The sequence below is a fragment of the Stenotrophomonas genospecies 5 genome, assembly GCF_054473825.1.
In genome coordinates, this window is sequence record NZ_JBTMUW010000001.1 from 2,743,731 (window position 1) to 2,757,501 (window position 13,771).

A 13,771-nucleotide genomic window follows, 5' to 3' on the forward strand; every position below is an offset into this window, starting at 1 on the left:
GGACACTGCCATGGATATCCGCCCCATCCTCAGCACACTGCGCCGGCACAAGACCGCCGCTGCCCTGATCGTGCTGGAAATCGCGCTGACCTGCGCCATCGTCTGCAATGCGTTGTTCCTGGTCAGCCAGCGCGTGGAGAAGATCACCCAGCCCAGCGGCCTGGCCGAGAACGAACTGGTGATCGTCCGTACCAGTGGCATCGGTACCCAGACCAATGCCATGGCGCGTACCCAGGAAGACCTGGCCGCGCTGCGCGCCGTTCCCGGTGCGACCAGCGTGACCAAGGTCAACCAGCTGCCGTTCCGCCCCAGCTCGTCCAATACCAGCATCTCGCGCGAGCGCGACCAGGAACGGCCGACGACCTCGGCGACGCTGTACATGTTCAACGAAGGCGCGTTGTCCACCCTGGGCCTGCAGCTGGTGGCCGGCCGTGACTTCCTGCCCGGCGAGTACATCGACTTCGAGGACGCACGCAAGTCGGCCAGCACCACGCCGGACAAGGCATCGGCGGTGATCCTCAACCAGTCCGTGGCCGAGAAGATGTTCCCGGGCCAGAACCCGCTGGGCAAGACCTTCTACATGGGTCGGCAGGCGCTGCACGTGGTGGGCGTGGTTGCCCACCTCGCGCCGCCGACGGACTGGAACAACAACACCACCCTGTCGATGATCCTGCCGGTGCGCACCGACTTCGCCAGCGGCGGCCCGTACATGCTGCGCACCACGCCCGAACGCCGCGATGAAGTGCTGAAGGGTGCCCTGGCGGCTCTGGAACGCAACGATCCCAACCGCCTGGTGCGCGAGAAGCTCAGCTATGAGGACCAGCGCAACGACTACTTCAAGAACGACCGGGCGATGGTCGGGCTGCTGGTCACCGTATGCATCGCCCTGCTGGTGGTGACCGCGCTGGGCATCGTCGGCCTGGCCAGCTTCTGGGTGCAGCAGCGCAGCAAGCAGATCGGCATCCGCCGTGCGCTCGGTGCCACCCGCGGCCAGGTGCTGCGGTACTTCCAGACCGAGAACTTCCTGCTGGCCTCGCTGGGCATCGTGCTGGGCATGCTGGCGGCCTACGCCATCAATCTGTGGTTGATGAACATGTACGAGCTGCCTCGCATGCCGCTGCTGTACCTGCCGCTGGGTGCGGTGCTGCTGTGGGCACTGGGCCAGATCGCCGTGTTCGGCCCTGCGCGCCGGGCGGCCGCCGTGCCTCCGGCCGTCGCCACGCGGGGGGCCTGACATGCGCGCACCTTTCCTGGCGATGATGCTGATGCTGCCGCTGCCGGCCCTTGCCGGCAGCAGCAACCAGCAGACCATGAGCTGGCAGGACGACGGCGCCCATGTGGCGCTGGCTTCCTCGGGCGGCCACGTGCGGGTCGATGCGGCGCATCCGGAGGCGCGCTTCGGCGTGCGCCGTGGCGACCGCATCCTGCGCGTGGACGATACCGCCGTGCAGCAGGTCGACCAGCTGACAGCCGCGATGCAGGCCACCGACGCATCCAGCGTACGGCTGCTGCTGCAGCGCGATGGAAAGACGCTGACCGTGCCGGTGTCCCTGGCTGGCTGGCGGCCCCTGCTGTCACCGCCCACCGCACCACCAGCGCCGCCGGCTCCGCCGCCGCCACGACGGTGATCCGGCACCGGCTGCAGGGCGGCAGCTTTTAGCTATGCTTGATGGGTGGCGCCGGCTCCTGCCGGCGCCCTGGAACCTACAGCTCTCTCCGGCGCTGCCCATCCCTTTTTCCAGAACCGGTCCATGCCCGCGATCCTCATCATCGACGACAACGCCAGCGTGGGCACCGCGCTGGACGTGCTGTTCTCCCTGCACGACATCGACACGCTGCAGGCACAGAGCCCGGCCGAAGGCCTGGCCCTGCTCGAATCGCAGCCGGTGGACCTGGTGATCCAGGACATGAACTTCAGCGAGGACACCACCTCCGGCGAGGAAGGTGAGGCTCTGTTCGCACAGATCCGCGCACGCCACCCCGACCTGCCGGTGATCCTGCTGACCGCCTGGACCCATCTGAGCAGCGCGGTGGACCTGGTCAAGGCCGGCGCGGCCGATTACCTGGCCAAGCCCTGGGACGACCGCAAGCTGCTGACCACGGTCAACAACCTGCTGGAACTGTCCGAAGCACGTCGCGAACTGGACCGTCGGCGCGAACGCGAGCAGCGCCAGCGCACCGCGCTGGAACAGAAGTACGACCTCAGTGGTGCCGTCTTCGCCGATCCTGCCAGTGAACGCGTGATCACCCTGGCCTGCCAGGTCGCACGCTCCGAACTGCCGGTACTGATCACCGGACCCAATGGCGCCGGCAAGGAGAAGATCGCGCAGATCATCCAGGCCAATTCGCTGGTGGCAAAGGGACCGTTCGTCACGGTCAACTGTGGTGCGCTGCCGTCGGAGCTGATCGAAGCCGAGCTGTTCGGCGCCGAGGCAGGTGCCTACACCGGTGCCAACAAGGCGCGCGAAGGCAAGTTCGAGGCGGCCGATGGAGGCACCCTGTTCCTGGATGAGATCGGCAACCTGTCGCTGGGCGGGCAGATGAAGCTGCTGCGCGTGCTGGAGACCGGTCGCTTCGAGCGCTTGGGCTCCAACCGCGAACGCCAGGTCAAGGTACGCGTGGTCAGCGCCACCAATGCCGACCTGCCGGCGATGATCCGCGACGGCACGTTCCGCGAGGACCTGTACTACCGCCTCAACACCGTGGAGCTGGTGCTGCCGCCGCTGGCCGAGCGGCCCGGCGACATCCTGCCGCTGGCCGAACGCTTCCTGGCGGGCGGCAAGCCGTTGTCCAGCGCCGCCGCTGCCGCGTTGCAACGGCACCCGTGGCCGGGCAACGTGCGCGAACTGCGCAACGTGATCCAGCGCGCCGAGCTGCTGGCCACCGGCAACCGCATCGAAGTGACCGATCTCAACCTGCCACGCGCTCCGGCTGCGCCACGCCCGGCGCCGAGCGCCGGCAACGATCCGGACCGCACGCGCATCGAGGAGGTACTGGCGCGCAATCATGGGGTCATCGCGCAGGCGGCCGCCGAACTCGGTCTCAGCCGCCAGGCACTGTACCGGCGCATGGACCGCCACGGCATTCCGCGCGAATGAAGCGACGCTCGTTCACCTTCCGCCTGTTCCTGCGCCTGCTGCCGGTGCTGGCGCTGGCTGCCGCGCTGCCCTGGCTGCTGGCCTACTGGCTCGACCACGGCTGGGCGGTGGCCATCGTATCCACGGTGATCCTGCTTGCCCTGATGTGGTGGGCGCTGCGCCGCGCCACCGCACCGGTCCGCTCGCTGATGCGTGCGTTGTCCGGCACCACCAGCAGCTACCGCGATGGCGAGTACAACTTCGGCGTTCACTGGGAAGGCAACGACGAACTGGGTGACCTGGTGAAGGCACATCGCGAGCTGGGCGACGTGCTGCGCGAGCAGCGCCAGGGTCTGGTGCAACGCGAACTGCTGCTGGACACGATGGTGCAGAACACACCCGTGGCGATGCTGCTGATCGCATCAGGCGGTGATGGCATCGCCCGTGTGGTGTTCTCCAACCTGGCTGCGCGCAAGCTGCTGCATGGTGGCTGGAAGCTGGAGGGCCAGCGCCTGGAGGAGGTGCTGGAGCAGGTGCCGGTGGAACTGCGCGACGCCATCGCCCGCGGCGGCGACAGCCTGTTCGCGGTGCAGGCCGAAGGCGAGGACGGCGACGAGGATGACGAGCAGGTCTACCACCTGTCGCGGCGCGCGTTCCATCTCAATGGACGGCCCCATGATCTGCTGCTGGTGCGTCTGCTCACCGCCGAGCTGCGCAGGCAGGAAGTCCAGACCTGGAAGAAGGTGATCCGGGTGATCAGCCACGAGCTGAACAATTCGCTGGCACCGATTGCCTCGCTGGCGCATTCCGGAGGGGAACTGGTCAAGCGTGAGCGGTTCGACCGCCTGCCGGAGATCTTCACCACCATCGAAGATCGCGCCCGCCACCTGGAGGGATTCATCCGCGGATACGCACGCTTCGCCAAGCTGCCACAGCCCCAGCTGCAGACCGTGCACTGGGCCCCGTTCCTGTCCAGCCTGCGCCAGCAGATTCCGTTCGGCATGGAGCAGGAGCCGGACGAGGAGATGAGCAGCCGCATCGATATCGCGCAGTTCGGGCAGGCACTGCTGAACCTGCTGAAGAACGCGCACGAAGCCTGCGCGGAAGCCGATCCGCCCAACGATGACGTGCAGGTGCAGTTGACCCGCCTGCCCCAGTGGCTGCGTCTGGATGTGCTTGATCGCGGCAAAGGCATGAACGAGCAGGTACTGCAGAATGCGTTGATGCCGTTCTATTCGACCAAGCGCAACGGTACCGGGCTGGGACTGGCGCTGACCCGGGAGATCGTGGAGGCGCACGGTGGACGGGTGTCGCTGCAGAACCGCAGTGAGGGTGGGTTGTGTGTTTCGATCCTGTTGCCGGCGGGGTGAGGTGACGCTCCGGGAAGCGGAAGCGGCCGCTCCGCCCGCCGGGCATGACCCGGCGCTGCCCGACATCATTGGCGAAGGCACCCCGGAACGACCTTCAGCCATCCATCGAAGACAGGACACGCCGCATCGCCACCCGTAGATGCATCGGAAACCCCAATGCGGCTTCCTCCGCCATCACGGCCTGCAGCCCGTCACCCCATTCCTCCTGCGCAAGCCCCACGAATCCCTCGCCGGCATAGAACGGCGCATTCCACGGCACGTCTGCCAGCGTGGTCAGCACCGCAGAGCGATAGCCCTGGGTCCTGGCCAATGCCAACGCGTGCCGCAGCAAAGCACGACCATGGCCACGACGCGCATGCGTCGGGTCCACATCCATCTGCAGCACATGGAATTCGCCGCACAGCCCGCCTGCCAGCAGGTAACCGGCGATGCCGCCGCCGTCGGCGTCATCCACCACCCACAGCTGGCCGCGCCGGAGGCCGTCCCGCAGCGCCTGCAGATCCAGGCCGTGGCCGGCGAACACCGGATAGGCTTCGTGGCCCTTCAGCAGTTCGCCGGCACGCTGTTCGATCGCCGGCAGCACGCCGAGCTCGTCGGCATGCGGAACCCGTGGCTCAGGATTTCTTGACCGGCCGCTTCCAGCCATCGATGGTTTCCTGCCGTGCGCGTGCCAGCGTCAGCTTGCCGTCCGGCGCGGTGCGGGTGATGACCGAACCGGCGGCGATGGTGGCGCCCTCGCCGATCAGCACCGGCGCCACCAGCGAGCTGTTGGAACCGATGAAGGCATTGTCGCCGATGGTCGTGGTCGACTTGTTCACGCCGTCGTAGTTGCAGGTGATGGTGCCGGCGCCGATGTTCACCTTGCTGCCGATCACCGCATCGCCCAGATAGGTCAGGTGGTTGGCCTTGCTGCCCACGCCGAGGGTCACTTTCTTGGTCTCCACGAAGTTGCCTACGTGGACGCCATCGGCGAGCACGGTGCCCGGGCGCAACCGGGCGAACGGACCGACCGATGCGGCACCTTCGGTGACCACGCCTTCCAGGTCGCAGTGCGCGCGCACTTCGGTGCCCGGCCCGAGCGTCACGTCCTTGAGTCGATTGAACGGGCCGATGGTCACGCCATCTCCCAGCACCACATTGCCCTCGAGAATGACATCGACATCGATGAGCACATCGCTGCCGACCGTCACGCTGCCGCGGATATCCAGCCGTGACGGGTCCAGCACGCGCGCGCCCTGCGCGCACAGCGCACGTACTGCGCGGCGCTGCCACGCGCGCTCGAGCTGCGCCAGCTGCCAGGGATCGTTCGCCCCTTCTGCTTCCTGCACGTCGGCCACCAGTGCCATCTCGGCCGGGGTGAACTCACGGGCTGCAAAGGCAAATACGTCGGTCAGGTAGTACTCGCCCTGCGCGTTGCTGTTGGACAGCTGCGAGAGCCACCGGCGCAGCGCGGTCGATTCGGCGGTGATGATGCCGGTATTGATCGTGCGCACGCGCAGCTGGTCATCGCTGGCGTCCTTCTGTTCGACGATGGCGCCGACCCGGCCCTCGGCGTCGCGCAGCACGCGGCCATAACCGGTCGGGTCATCGACATCGGCCACAAGCACGGCCAGCCGGCCCGGCTGCGCCAGCAGGTCGCGCAGCGTCTGCGCGCGGATCAACGGCACATCGCCGTACAGCACCAGCACCTGCGCGGCGTCGGGCACCTGCGGCATCGCCTGCGCGACCGCGTGGCCGGTCCCCAGCTGCTGTGCCTGCTCGGCCCATTGCAGGTCGGTCTGGTCGGCGAAGTGGCGCCGCACTGCCTCGCCACCATGGCCGTACACCACGTGGATCGCAGCGGGGTCCAGCTCGCGGGCGGCAGCGATGACATGCGCGAGCATCGGCTGCCCGGCGATCGGCTGCAGCACCTTCGGCAGCACCGACTTCATGCGCTTGCCGGCACCTGCGGCCAGGATGATCACGTGCAGGGGTTGGGTCATGGGGGGAATCCGTGGTTCGATGACACCGATTCTAGAGCGTGGCCCGTTAACATGGATGCCCCTCCTTCTTCAGCATGCCGATGAGCCTCATCCGCCAGGGAAGCACCTACCTCGTCATCGGGCTCGTGCAGCTGCTGGTCGACTGGGTGGTCTTCGTGGCGGCCACCGCACTGGGGTTGCCGGTTGCACCGGCCAACGTCACGGGCCGGCTGGCGGGGATGCTGCTGGGCTTCTGGCTCAACGGTCGCTACACGTTCGCCGAGCCGGGCACGCACAAGCTGGGCTGGAAGCGCTTTGCGCGCTTCTGCGCGCTGTGGCTGCTGCTGACGGCGGCCAGCACGCTGCTGGTCAGCCTGGTCGACCAGGCTCTGGGCCTGCGCTACGCGTGGCTGGCCAAGCCGCTGGTCGAGGGCGGACTGGCGGCGGTGTCGTTCCTGCTGATGCGCCACGTGGTCTACCGCTGACCGGCGGTGATGGCGCACAAACAAAAACGCCGGCACGAGGCCGGCGTTCCTGTGGGTGTGGCGAGCCTCAGTGCTTGAGGTTCTTGCGCAGGCGCTCCAGCGCCTGCAACTGGACCACGGCTTCGGCCAGCTTCTGCTGGGCTTCGGCCACTTCCATGGCTTCACCACGGTTGGCCAGGATGCGCTCGGCTTCTTCCTTGGCCTTGCGGACCGAGGCTTCGTCGATGTCCTGCGCGCGGATCGCGGTGTCGGCCAGCACGGTCACCACCTGCGGCTGAACCTCCAGGATGCCGCCGGAAATGGCGAAATCCAGCTGCTCGCCGTTCGGCGTGGTCACCACCACCTTGCCCGGCTTCAGGCGGGTGATCAGCGGTGCGTGCTTGGGCGCGATGCCCAGTTCACCCAGCTCACCGGTGGCCACGACCAGGGTCGCTTCGCCACGGAAGATTTCCTGCTCGGCGCTGACGATGTCGCAACGGATCGTGCTCATGCAAATCTCTTCGCTGTTCGCGGTGGCGCGATGCCACCGTGGAGGTCCACCGGCCCGGGCGGCTGCCCGGCGCCGGCGTCAGGTGGGGCAGGATCGCTCCCGCCCCTCCCGGATCAGGCCTTCTCGGCCATCTTCTTGGCCTTCTCGACCGCTTCTTCGATGCCGCCGACCATGTAGAACGCCTGCTCCGGCAGGTGGTCGTACTCGCCATCGACGATGGCCTTGAAGCCACGGATGGTGTCCTTCAGCGGCACGTACTTGCCCGGCGAACCGGTGAACACTTCGGCCACGTGGAACGGCTGGCTGAAGAAGCGCTCGATCTTGCGGGCGCGCGACACGGCCTGCTTGTCTTCTTCGGACAGTTCGTCCATGCCCAGGATGGCGATGATGTCCTTCAGTTCCTTGTACTTCTGCAGGGTCTGCTGGACGCGCTGGGCGGTGTCGTAGTGCTCGTGGCCGATGACCAGCGGGTCCATCTGGCGGCTGGTGGAGTCCAGCGGATCGACGGCCGGGTAGATACCCAGCGAGGCGATCGAACGCGACAGGGTCACGGTCGAGTCCAGGTGGGCGAAGGTGGTCGCCGGCGACGGGTCGGTCAGGTCGTCCGCGGGAACGTAGACGGCCTGGATCGAGGTGATCGAACCGTTCTTGGTCGAGGTGATGCGCTCCTGCAGGACGCCCATTTCCTCGGCCAGGGTCGGCTGGTAACCCACGGCGGACGGCATACGACCCAGCAGTGCCGACACTTCGGTACCGGCCAGGGTGTAGCGGTAGATGTTGTCGACGAACAGCAGCACGTCCTTGCCCTTGCCGTTCTCGTCCTTCTCGTCGCGGAAGTACTCGGCCATGGTCAGGCCGGTCAGCGCGACGCGCAGGCGGTTGCCCGGCGGCTCGTTCATCTGGCCGTACACCATCGCCACCTTGTCGAGGACGTTGGAGTCCTTCATTTCGTGGTAGAAGTCGTTGCCCTCACGGGTACGCTCACCCACGCCGGCGAACACGGACAGACCGCTGTGCGCCTTGGCGATGTTGTTGATCAGTTCCATCATGTTGACGGTCTTGCCGACGCCGGCGCCGCCGAACAGGCCGACCTTGCCGCCCTTGGCGAACGGGCACATCAGGTCGATGACCTTGATGCCGGTTTCCAGCAGCTCGGTGGCCGGGGACTGGTCTTCGTACGACGGTGCCGCACGGTGGATTTCCCAGTTGTCGCTGGCAGCGACCGGGCCGGCTTCGTCGATCGGACGGCCCAGCACGTCCATGATGCGGCCCAGGGTGCCGGCGCCGACCGGCACCGAGATGCCACGACCGGTGTTGGTGGCGACCAGGTTGCGCTTCAGGCCATCGGTGGAACCGAGGGCGATGGTACGCACCACGCCGTCGCCCAGCTGCTGCTGGACTTCAAGGGTGATTTCGGTGTTGTCGACCTTCAGTGCGTCGTACACCTTCGGCACCGACTCACGCGGGAATTCGACGTCGACGACCGCGCCGATGATCTGAACGATCTTGCCCTGACTCATTGCTGCATCCTCTAAATGTGTGCTTTGAACGAACGCGGTCAGACTGCTGCCGCGCCGCCGACGATTTCGGAGATTTCCTGGGTGATCGCTGCCTGGCGCGCCTTGTTGTAGACGAGCTGCAGCGTACCGATCAGCTTGTTGGCGTTGTCGCTCGCCGCCTTCATCGCGACCATGCGTGCGGCATGTTCGGAGGCGACGTTTTCCAGCAATGCCTGGTACACCAGCGACTCGATGTAACGCGTCATCACGTGCTCGAGCACGGTCGCGGCATCGGGTTCGTACAGGTAATCCCAGTCGTGGTGCGCGACCTGCTTCTCGGCCGCCGGCAGCGGCAGCAGCTGATCGAAGCTGGCCTTCTGCGTCATGGTGTTCACGAAGCGGTTGTAGACCAGGTACACGCGGTCGACCTTGCCTTCAGTGAAGGCGTCGAGCATGACCTTGATCACACCGATCAGCGATTCCAGCTTCGGCACGTCGCCGATGTGGGTCACGCTGCCGACCATGTTGACCTTGACGCGGCGGAAGAAGGTCGATGCCTTCTGGCCGATGGTCACCAGATCCACTTCCGCACCCTTGTCCTGCCATGCCTTGGCTTCGCCCAGCATCTTGCGGAACAGGTTGTTGTTCAGGCCGCCGGCCAGGCCGCGATCGGAGGAGATCACGATGAAACCGACCCGCTTGACCTGCTCGCGCTCGACCAGGAACGGATGCTGGTAATCGGTGCTGGCCTGCGCCAGGTGGCCGATCACCTGCTTCATCGCCTGCGCGTACGGACGCGAGGTCTTCATCCGATCCTGCGCCTTGCGGATCTTGGAGGCCGAGACCATCTCCAGGGCGCGCGTCACCTTGCGGGTGTTCTGCACGCTCTTGATCTTGGTTTTGATTTCGCGTCCGCTTGCCATCTCTTGTTTCCCGTGGCGCGGGGCTGATGCCCCGCGTTGTTCAACGGCGGAACGGGGCCAGGCCCCGTTCCCCATGCGCTGTTACCAGCTGCCGGTGGTCTTGAAGTCGGCGATGCCCTTCTTGAAGGCACCTTCGATATCGTTGTCCCAGCCACCGGTGGCGTTGACCTTGTTGATCAGCTCGCCCTGGGTGTTGGCGAAGTGGGCGTGCAGGCCCTCTTCGAACGCCAGCAGCTTGTTGACCGGCACGTCGTCGAGGTAACCCTCGTTGACGGCGTAGATCGACAGCGCCTGGTTGGCGATCGACATCGGCGCGTACTGCTTCTGCTTCATCAGCTCGGTGACGCGCTGGCCACGTTCCAGCTGCTTGCGGGTGGCTTCGTCCAGATCCGAAGCGAACTGCGCGAACGCAGCCAGCTCACGGTACTGGGCAAGCGAGATGCGGATGCCGCCCGACAGCTTCTTGATGATCTTGGTCTGCGCCGAACCACCGACGCGCGACACCGAGATACCGGCGTTCACGGCCGGGCGGATGCCGGCGTTGAACAGGTCGGTTTCCAGGAAGATCTGGCCGTCGGTGATCGAGATCACGTTGGTCGGAACGAAGGCGGACACGTCGCCGGCCTGGGTTTCGATGATCGGCAGCGCGGTCAGCGAACCGGTCTTGCCGGTGACCTTGCCTTCGGTGAACTTCTCGACGTACTCCTCGGACACGCGGGCAGCGCGTTCCAGCAGGCGCGAGTGCAGGTAGAACACGTCGCCCGGGTAGGCTTCACGGCCCGGCGGGCGCTTCAGCAGCAGCGAGATCTGGCGGTAGGCAACGGCCTGCTTGGACAGATCGTCGTACACGATCAGCGCGTCTTCGCCGCGGTCCATGAAGTACTCACCCATGGTGCAGCCCGAGTAGGCGCTGATGTACTGCATCGCAGCCGATTCGGACGCGGTGGCGGCCACGACGATGGTGTGGGCCAGGGCGCCGTTTTCTTCCAGCTTGCGCACGATGTTGGCGATGGTCGATGCCTTCTGGCCGATCGCAACGTACACGCACTTGATGCCGGTGCCCTTCTGGTTGATCACCGCGTCGATCGCCATGGCGGTCTTGCCGGTCTGGCGGTCACCGATGATCAGCTCGCGCTGGCCACGGCCGATCGGGATCATCGAGTCGACCGACTTGTAACCGGTCTGCACCGGCTGGTCGACCGACTTGCGCCAGATCACGCCCGGAGCAACACGCTCCACCGGAGCGGTCACGTCGGTGCCCAGCGGGCCCTTGCCGTCGATCGGCTCGCCGAGCGCGTTGACGACGCGGCCCAGCAGTTCCGGACCGACCGGCACTTCCAGGATGCGGCCGGTGGTCTTGGCGACGTCGCCTTCGCGCAGGTGCTCGTAGTCACCCAGGACCACGGCGCCGACCGAGTCGCGCTCCAGGTTCAGGGCCAGGGCGAAGGTGTTGTTCGGCAGTTCGATCATTTCGCCCTGCATCACGTCGGCCAGACCGAAGATGCGCACGATGCCGTCGGACACGCTGGTCACGGTGCCTTCGTTGCGCGATTCCGCGGCCAGCTTGACCTTCTCGATGCGGTTCTTGATCAGTTCGCTGATTTCGGAGGGGTTGAGCGTGGTTGCCATCGTCAAGTCCTAGTGCCGGCAGCGGGGCCGGACGTTAAATGAATTCAGTTAGCGAGCGCGGTCTGCAGGCGGGCCAGCTTGCCCTTCAGCGAACCATCGATGACCACGTCGCCGGCGTCGATCACGGCGCCGCCGATCAGCGAGGCATCGACCGCAGTGGTCACATCGACCTCGCGGTTGAAGCGCTTGCGCAGCGCGACCTTGATCGCGTCCAGCTCGCCGGCCGACAGTTCGGCGGCCGAGGTCACGGTGGCCTTGACCACGTGCTCGGCTTCGGCGCGCAGGGCGTCGAACATGCCGGAGATCTCCGGCAGCAGCGGCAGACGATGCGATTCGGCCAGGATGGCCAGGAAGCGCGAGAAGCTTTCGCCGTGGGTCGCCGGCGCCAGCAGGGCGACAGCGTCGTCACGACCGAGCTCCGGGTTGGCGAGCAGGGCCGCCACGCGCGGGTCGGCGGCGACGTGGGCGGAGAACGCCAGGGCGTCCGACCACGGCGCGAACGCGCCTTCGTCGCGCGCGGTCGCGAACGCGGCGCGGGCGTACGGGCGGGCAAGCGTGAGGGCCTGGCTCATCCTTAGATCTCCGAGGCCAGCTCGTCGAGCAGCGCCTTGTGGGCGTTGGCGTCGATTTCGCGCTTGAGCAGCTTTTCGGCACCGGTCACGGCCAGCGCGGACACCTGCTTGCGCAGATCTTCACGGGCACGGTTGGCGGCGGCGTCGATCTCAGCCTGGGCCAGTTCCTTCTGACGGGTGGCTTCGGTGATCGCTTCGGTACGGGCTGCGTCGACGATCTGGTTGGCGCGCGCGTGGGCCTGGTCGATGATCTCGTTGGCCTTGGTGCGGGCTTCCTTCAGCGCTTCGTTGACCTTCTCCTGCGCCTGGGCCAGATCTTTCTGGCTGCGGTCGGCAGCAGCGAGGCCTTCAGCAATCTTCTGCTGGCGCTCTTCGATCGCGTTCATCAGCGGCGGCCAGATCTTGGTCGCGATGATCCAGATCAGACCAGCGAAGGCGAGCGCCTGCGCAAGAAGGGTGAAATTGATATTCATGGTTAGCTCGATCGCTGGTTTCGGGGTGGACGCGCCGCCGGGGCGGCGCATCCGGCCTTCATCCGAAACCGGGTGCATCAGCACCCGGTCGTCTCAAACCGCTGTATCAGCCGGCCAGAGCCTTGGTGACGGCACCGGCGAAGGCGGCCGACAGCGGGTTGGCGAAGGCCAGCAGCAGGCCGACGGCGACCGAGATGATGAACGCGGCGTCGATCAGGCCGGCGGTGATGAACATGCGGACCTGCAGGACCGGGATCAGTTCCGGCTGGCGGGCGGCCGACTCCAGGAACTTACCAGCCATGATGGCCAGACCCAGACCGGCGCCCAGCGCGGCCAGGCCGATCATGATGCCGACGGCGAGGGCGGTGGAGCTCTGAATCTGCGCGAAGTTGGTCAGGACGGCGAAGTACATGGTTATCTCCAGGAACTTAAGTTGCTAAGGGTGATGAAACGGATGAAGGTTGAAACGCGTTGAAGCTTGAAACTCAGTGAGCGTCTTCCGACAGGCTCAGGTACACGATCGACAGCATCATGAAGATGAAGGCCTGCAGCGGGATCACCAGCAGGTGGAACAGCATCCAGCCGAGGCCGAACGCACCACCGGCAATGGCGCCGAAGAAACCGGCACCACCCAGCACCCAGATCAGCAGGAACACGATTTCGCCGCCGAACATGTTGCCGAACAGTCGCATCGCCAGGGAGATCGGCTTGCTCAGCCACTCGACGATGTTGAGGATCAGGTTGAACGGCATCATCCACTTGCCGAACGGAGCCGTCAGGAACTCCTTGATGAAGCCGCCCAGTCCCTTGGACTTCAGCGCGAAGAACAGCATCAGGAAGAACACGCTGATGGCCATGCCCAGGGTGGCATTGACGTCGGCGGTCGGCACCGGCTTCCAGTAATGGATGCCCGCCAGCTCCAGCGGCTTGGCGATGAAGTCGGCCGGGATCATCTTGATGAGGTTCATCATCAGGATCCAGAAGAAGATCGTGATGGCGATCGGCGTGACCAGCTTGCTCTTGCCGTGGTAGGTGTCCTTGGCCTGGCGGTCGACGAACTCCAGGCAGATCTCCACGAAGGCCTGCCACTTGCCCGGCACGCCAGCCGTGGCCTTGCGGGTGCCCAGCCAGAAGGCGACCACAATCACCAGGCCCATCAGGACCGCGGTGAGGAAGGTATCGACGTGGATATGCCAGAACATCCCGTCGCCGTTGCCGACCGGTGCGGTCAGGTTCTGCAGGTGATGCTGGATGTAGCTGGTAGGGGTTAGAGCCTCGCCCGCCATGTGTCC

At 65.9% G+C, this 13,771-nt stretch carries 15 protein-coding genes; 5 read left to right on the forward strand and 10 right to left on the reverse strand.

What is annotated here, in order from left to right; genetic code table 11:
* The first annotated feature begins 10 nt into the window (after window positions 1–10).
* The 4 genes from ACX9OW_RS12575 to ACX9OW_RS12590 all read left to right on the forward strand — a co-directional run bounded on the left by ACX9OW_RS12575 (window position 11) and on the right by ACX9OW_RS12590 (window position 4,447).
* A complete protein-coding gene (locus ACX9OW_RS12575) occupies window positions 11–1,234 on the forward strand; it encodes an ABC transporter permease (RefSeq protein WP_459062339.1) in 1,224 nt (407 codons plus the stop codon).
* A gap of 1 nt (window position 1,235) precedes the next feature.
* Window positions 1,236–1,628 carry a PDZ domain-containing protein gene (locus tag ACX9OW_RS12580; RefSeq protein WP_459062340.1) on the forward strand — a complete coding sequence of 131 codons (393 nt, stop codon included), beginning with the start codon at window positions 1,236–1,238 and terminating at the stop codon, window positions 1,626–1,628.
* Window positions 1,629–1,751: 123 nt separating this feature from the next.
* Window positions 1,752–3,098, forward strand: a complete 1,347-nt coding sequence (locus tag ACX9OW_RS12585) for a sigma-54-dependent transcriptional regulator (protein ID WP_053518728.1) — start codon at window positions 1,752–1,754, stop codon at window positions 3,096–3,098.
* Window positions 3,095–4,447 carry a sensor histidine kinase gene (locus tag ACX9OW_RS12590; protein ID WP_053518729.1) on the forward strand — a complete coding sequence of 451 codons (1,353 nt, stop codon included), beginning with the start codon at window positions 3,095–3,097 and terminating at the stop codon, window positions 4,445–4,447. The genes ACX9OW_RS12585 and ACX9OW_RS12590 overlap by 4 nt, the downstream gene beginning before the upstream one ends.
* 94 nt (window positions 4,448–4,541) lie before the next feature.
* Here the strand turns inward: ACX9OW_RS12590 and ACX9OW_RS12595 are convergent, their stop codons facing one another.
* Both ACX9OW_RS12595 and glmU read right to left on the reverse strand, forming a co-directional pair.
* Complete coding sequence (locus ACX9OW_RS12595) at window positions 4,542–5,093, reverse strand: GNAT family N-acetyltransferase (protein WP_193396448.1); 552 nt, start codon at window positions 5,091–5,093, stop codon at window positions 4,542–4,544.
* Window positions 5,062–6,429 (reverse strand): bifunctional UDP-N-acetylglucosamine diphosphorylase/glucosamine-1-phosphate N-acetyltransferase GlmU, encoded by a 1,368-nt coding sequence (glmU, locus tag ACX9OW_RS12600; protein ID WP_180876810.1) that lies wholly within the window; start codon window positions 6,427–6,429, stop codon window positions 5,062–5,064. Before glmU ends, ACX9OW_RS12595 begins: the two co-directional genes overlap by 32 nt.
* 80 nt (window positions 6,430–6,509) lie before the next feature.
* On the opposite strand from glmU, the gene ACX9OW_RS12605 reads away from it, so the two are divergent.
* Window positions 6,510–6,893 carry a GtrA family protein gene (locus tag ACX9OW_RS12605; RefSeq protein WP_053518733.1) on the forward strand — a complete coding sequence of 128 codons (384 nt, stop codon included), beginning with the start codon at window positions 6,510–6,512 and terminating at the stop codon, window positions 6,891–6,893.
* Between the two features lie 67 nt (window positions 6,894–6,960).
* Here ACX9OW_RS12605 and ACX9OW_RS12610 read toward each other — a convergent pair whose 3' ends face one another.
* The 8 genes from ACX9OW_RS12610 to atpB all read right to left on the reverse strand — a co-directional run bounded on the left by ACX9OW_RS12610 (window position 6,961) and on the right by atpB (window position 13,765).
* Entirely contained in the window at window positions 6,961–7,383 is a 423-nt protein-coding gene (locus ACX9OW_RS12610) for a F0F1 ATP synthase subunit epsilon (RefSeq protein WP_005419509.1), read from the reverse strand.
* Window positions 7,384–7,496: 113 nt separating this feature from the next.
* The gene (gene atpD, locus ACX9OW_RS12615) at window positions 7,497–8,903 is read right to left on the reverse strand and encodes a F0F1 ATP synthase subunit beta (RefSeq protein ID WP_049429233.1); all 1,407 of its coding nucleotides are present in this window, start codon (window positions 8,901–8,903) and stop codon (window positions 7,497–7,499) included.
* 38 nt (window positions 8,904–8,941) lie between these two features.
* The gene (gene atpG / locus ACX9OW_RS12620) at window positions 8,942–9,805 is read right to left on the reverse strand and encodes a F0F1 ATP synthase subunit gamma (RefSeq protein ID WP_053518734.1); all 864 of its coding nucleotides are present in this window, start codon (window positions 9,803–9,805) and stop codon (window positions 8,942–8,944) included.
* Between the two features lie 81 nt (window positions 9,806–9,886).
* On the reverse strand, window positions 9,887–11,434 hold the full coding sequence (gene atpA, locus ACX9OW_RS12625; protein ID WP_053518735.1) for a F0F1 ATP synthase subunit alpha: 1,548 nt from the start codon (window positions 11,432–11,434) through the stop codon (window positions 9,887–9,889).
* A gap of 44 nt (window positions 11,435–11,478) precedes the next feature.
* Window positions 11,479–12,006, reverse strand: coding sequence for a F0F1 ATP synthase subunit delta (locus ACX9OW_RS12630; RefSeq protein WP_053518737.1), 528 nt, complete (start codon window positions 12,004–12,006; stop codon window positions 11,479–11,481).
* Between the two features lie 2 nt (window positions 12,007–12,008).
* Window positions 12,009–12,479 (reverse strand): F0F1 ATP synthase subunit B, encoded by a 471-nt coding sequence (locus ACX9OW_RS12635; protein WP_053518738.1) that lies wholly within the window; start codon window positions 12,477–12,479, stop codon window positions 12,009–12,011.
* A gap of 106 nt (window positions 12,480–12,585) precedes the next feature.
* Complete coding sequence (gene atpE / locus ACX9OW_RS12640; protein WP_005411133.1) at window positions 12,586–12,891, reverse strand: F0F1 ATP synthase subunit C; 306 nt, start codon at window positions 12,889–12,891, stop codon at window positions 12,586–12,588.
* Window positions 12,892–12,964: 73 nt separating this feature from the next.
* Window positions 12,965–13,765, reverse strand: a complete 801-nt coding sequence (gene atpB / locus ACX9OW_RS12645) for a F0F1 ATP synthase subunit A (RefSeq protein ID WP_053518739.1) — start codon at window positions 13,763–13,765, stop codon at window positions 12,965–12,967.
* Window positions 13,766–13,771 lie beyond the last annotated feature (6 nt).

Bases quoted from the DNA above. Each gene is read 5' to 3' on its own strand.
- ACX9OW_RS12575 (WP_459062339.1), top strand. From the start codon at position 11: ATGGATATCCGCCCCATCCTCAGCACACTGCGCCGGCACAAGACCGCC.
- ACX9OW_RS12630 (WP_053518737.1), bottom strand. From the start codon at position 12,006: ATGAGCCAGGCCCTCACGCTTGCCCGCCCGTACGCCCGCGCCGCGTTC.
- ACX9OW_RS12585 (WP_053518728.1), top strand. From the start codon at position 1,752: ATGCCCGCGATCCTCATCATCGACGACAACGCCAGCGTGGGCACCGCG.
- ACX9OW_RS12635 (WP_053518738.1), bottom strand. From the start codon at position 12,479: ATGAATATCAATTTCACCCTTCTTGCGCAGGCGCTCGCCTTCGCTGGT.
- atpG (WP_053518734.1), bottom strand. From the start codon at position 9,805: ATGGCAAGCGGACGCGAAATCAAAACCAAGATCAAGAGCGTGCAGAAC.
- atpD (WP_049429233.1), bottom strand. From the start codon at position 8,903: ATGAGTCAGGGCAAGATCGTTCAGATCATCGGCGCGGTCGTCGACGTC.
- ACX9OW_RS12610 (WP_005419509.1), bottom strand. From the start codon at position 7,383: ATGAGCACGATCCGTTGCGACATCGTCAGCGCCGAGCAGGAAATCTTC.
- ACX9OW_RS12595 (WP_193396448.1), bottom strand. From the start codon at position 5,093: ATGGCTGGAAGCGGCCGGTCAAGAAATCCTGAGCCACGGGTTCCGCAT.
- atpE (WP_005411133.1), bottom strand. From the start codon at position 12,891: ATGTACTTCGCCGTCCTGACCAACTTCGCGCAGATTCAGAGCTCCACC.
- glmU (WP_180876810.1), bottom strand. From the start codon at position 6,429: ATGACCCAACCCCTGCACGTGATCATCCTGGCCGCAGGTGCCGGCAAG.
- ACX9OW_RS12580 (WP_459062340.1), top strand. From the start codon at position 1,236: ATGCGCGCACCTTTCCTGGCGATGATGCTGATGCTGCCGCTGCCGGCC.
- ACX9OW_RS12605 (WP_053518733.1), top strand. From the start codon at position 6,510: ATGAGCCTCATCCGCCAGGGAAGCACCTACCTCGTCATCGGGCTCGTG.
- ACX9OW_RS12590 (WP_053518729.1), top strand. From the start codon at position 3,095: ATGAAGCGACGCTCGTTCACCTTCCGCCTGTTCCTGCGCCTGCTGCCG.
- atpB (WP_053518739.1), bottom strand. From the start codon at position 13,765: ATGGCGGGCGAGGCTCTAACCCCTACCAGCTACATCCAGCATCACCTG.
- atpA (WP_053518735.1), bottom strand. From the start codon at position 11,434: ATGGCAACCACGCTCAACCCCTCCGAAATCAGCGAACTGATCAAGAAC.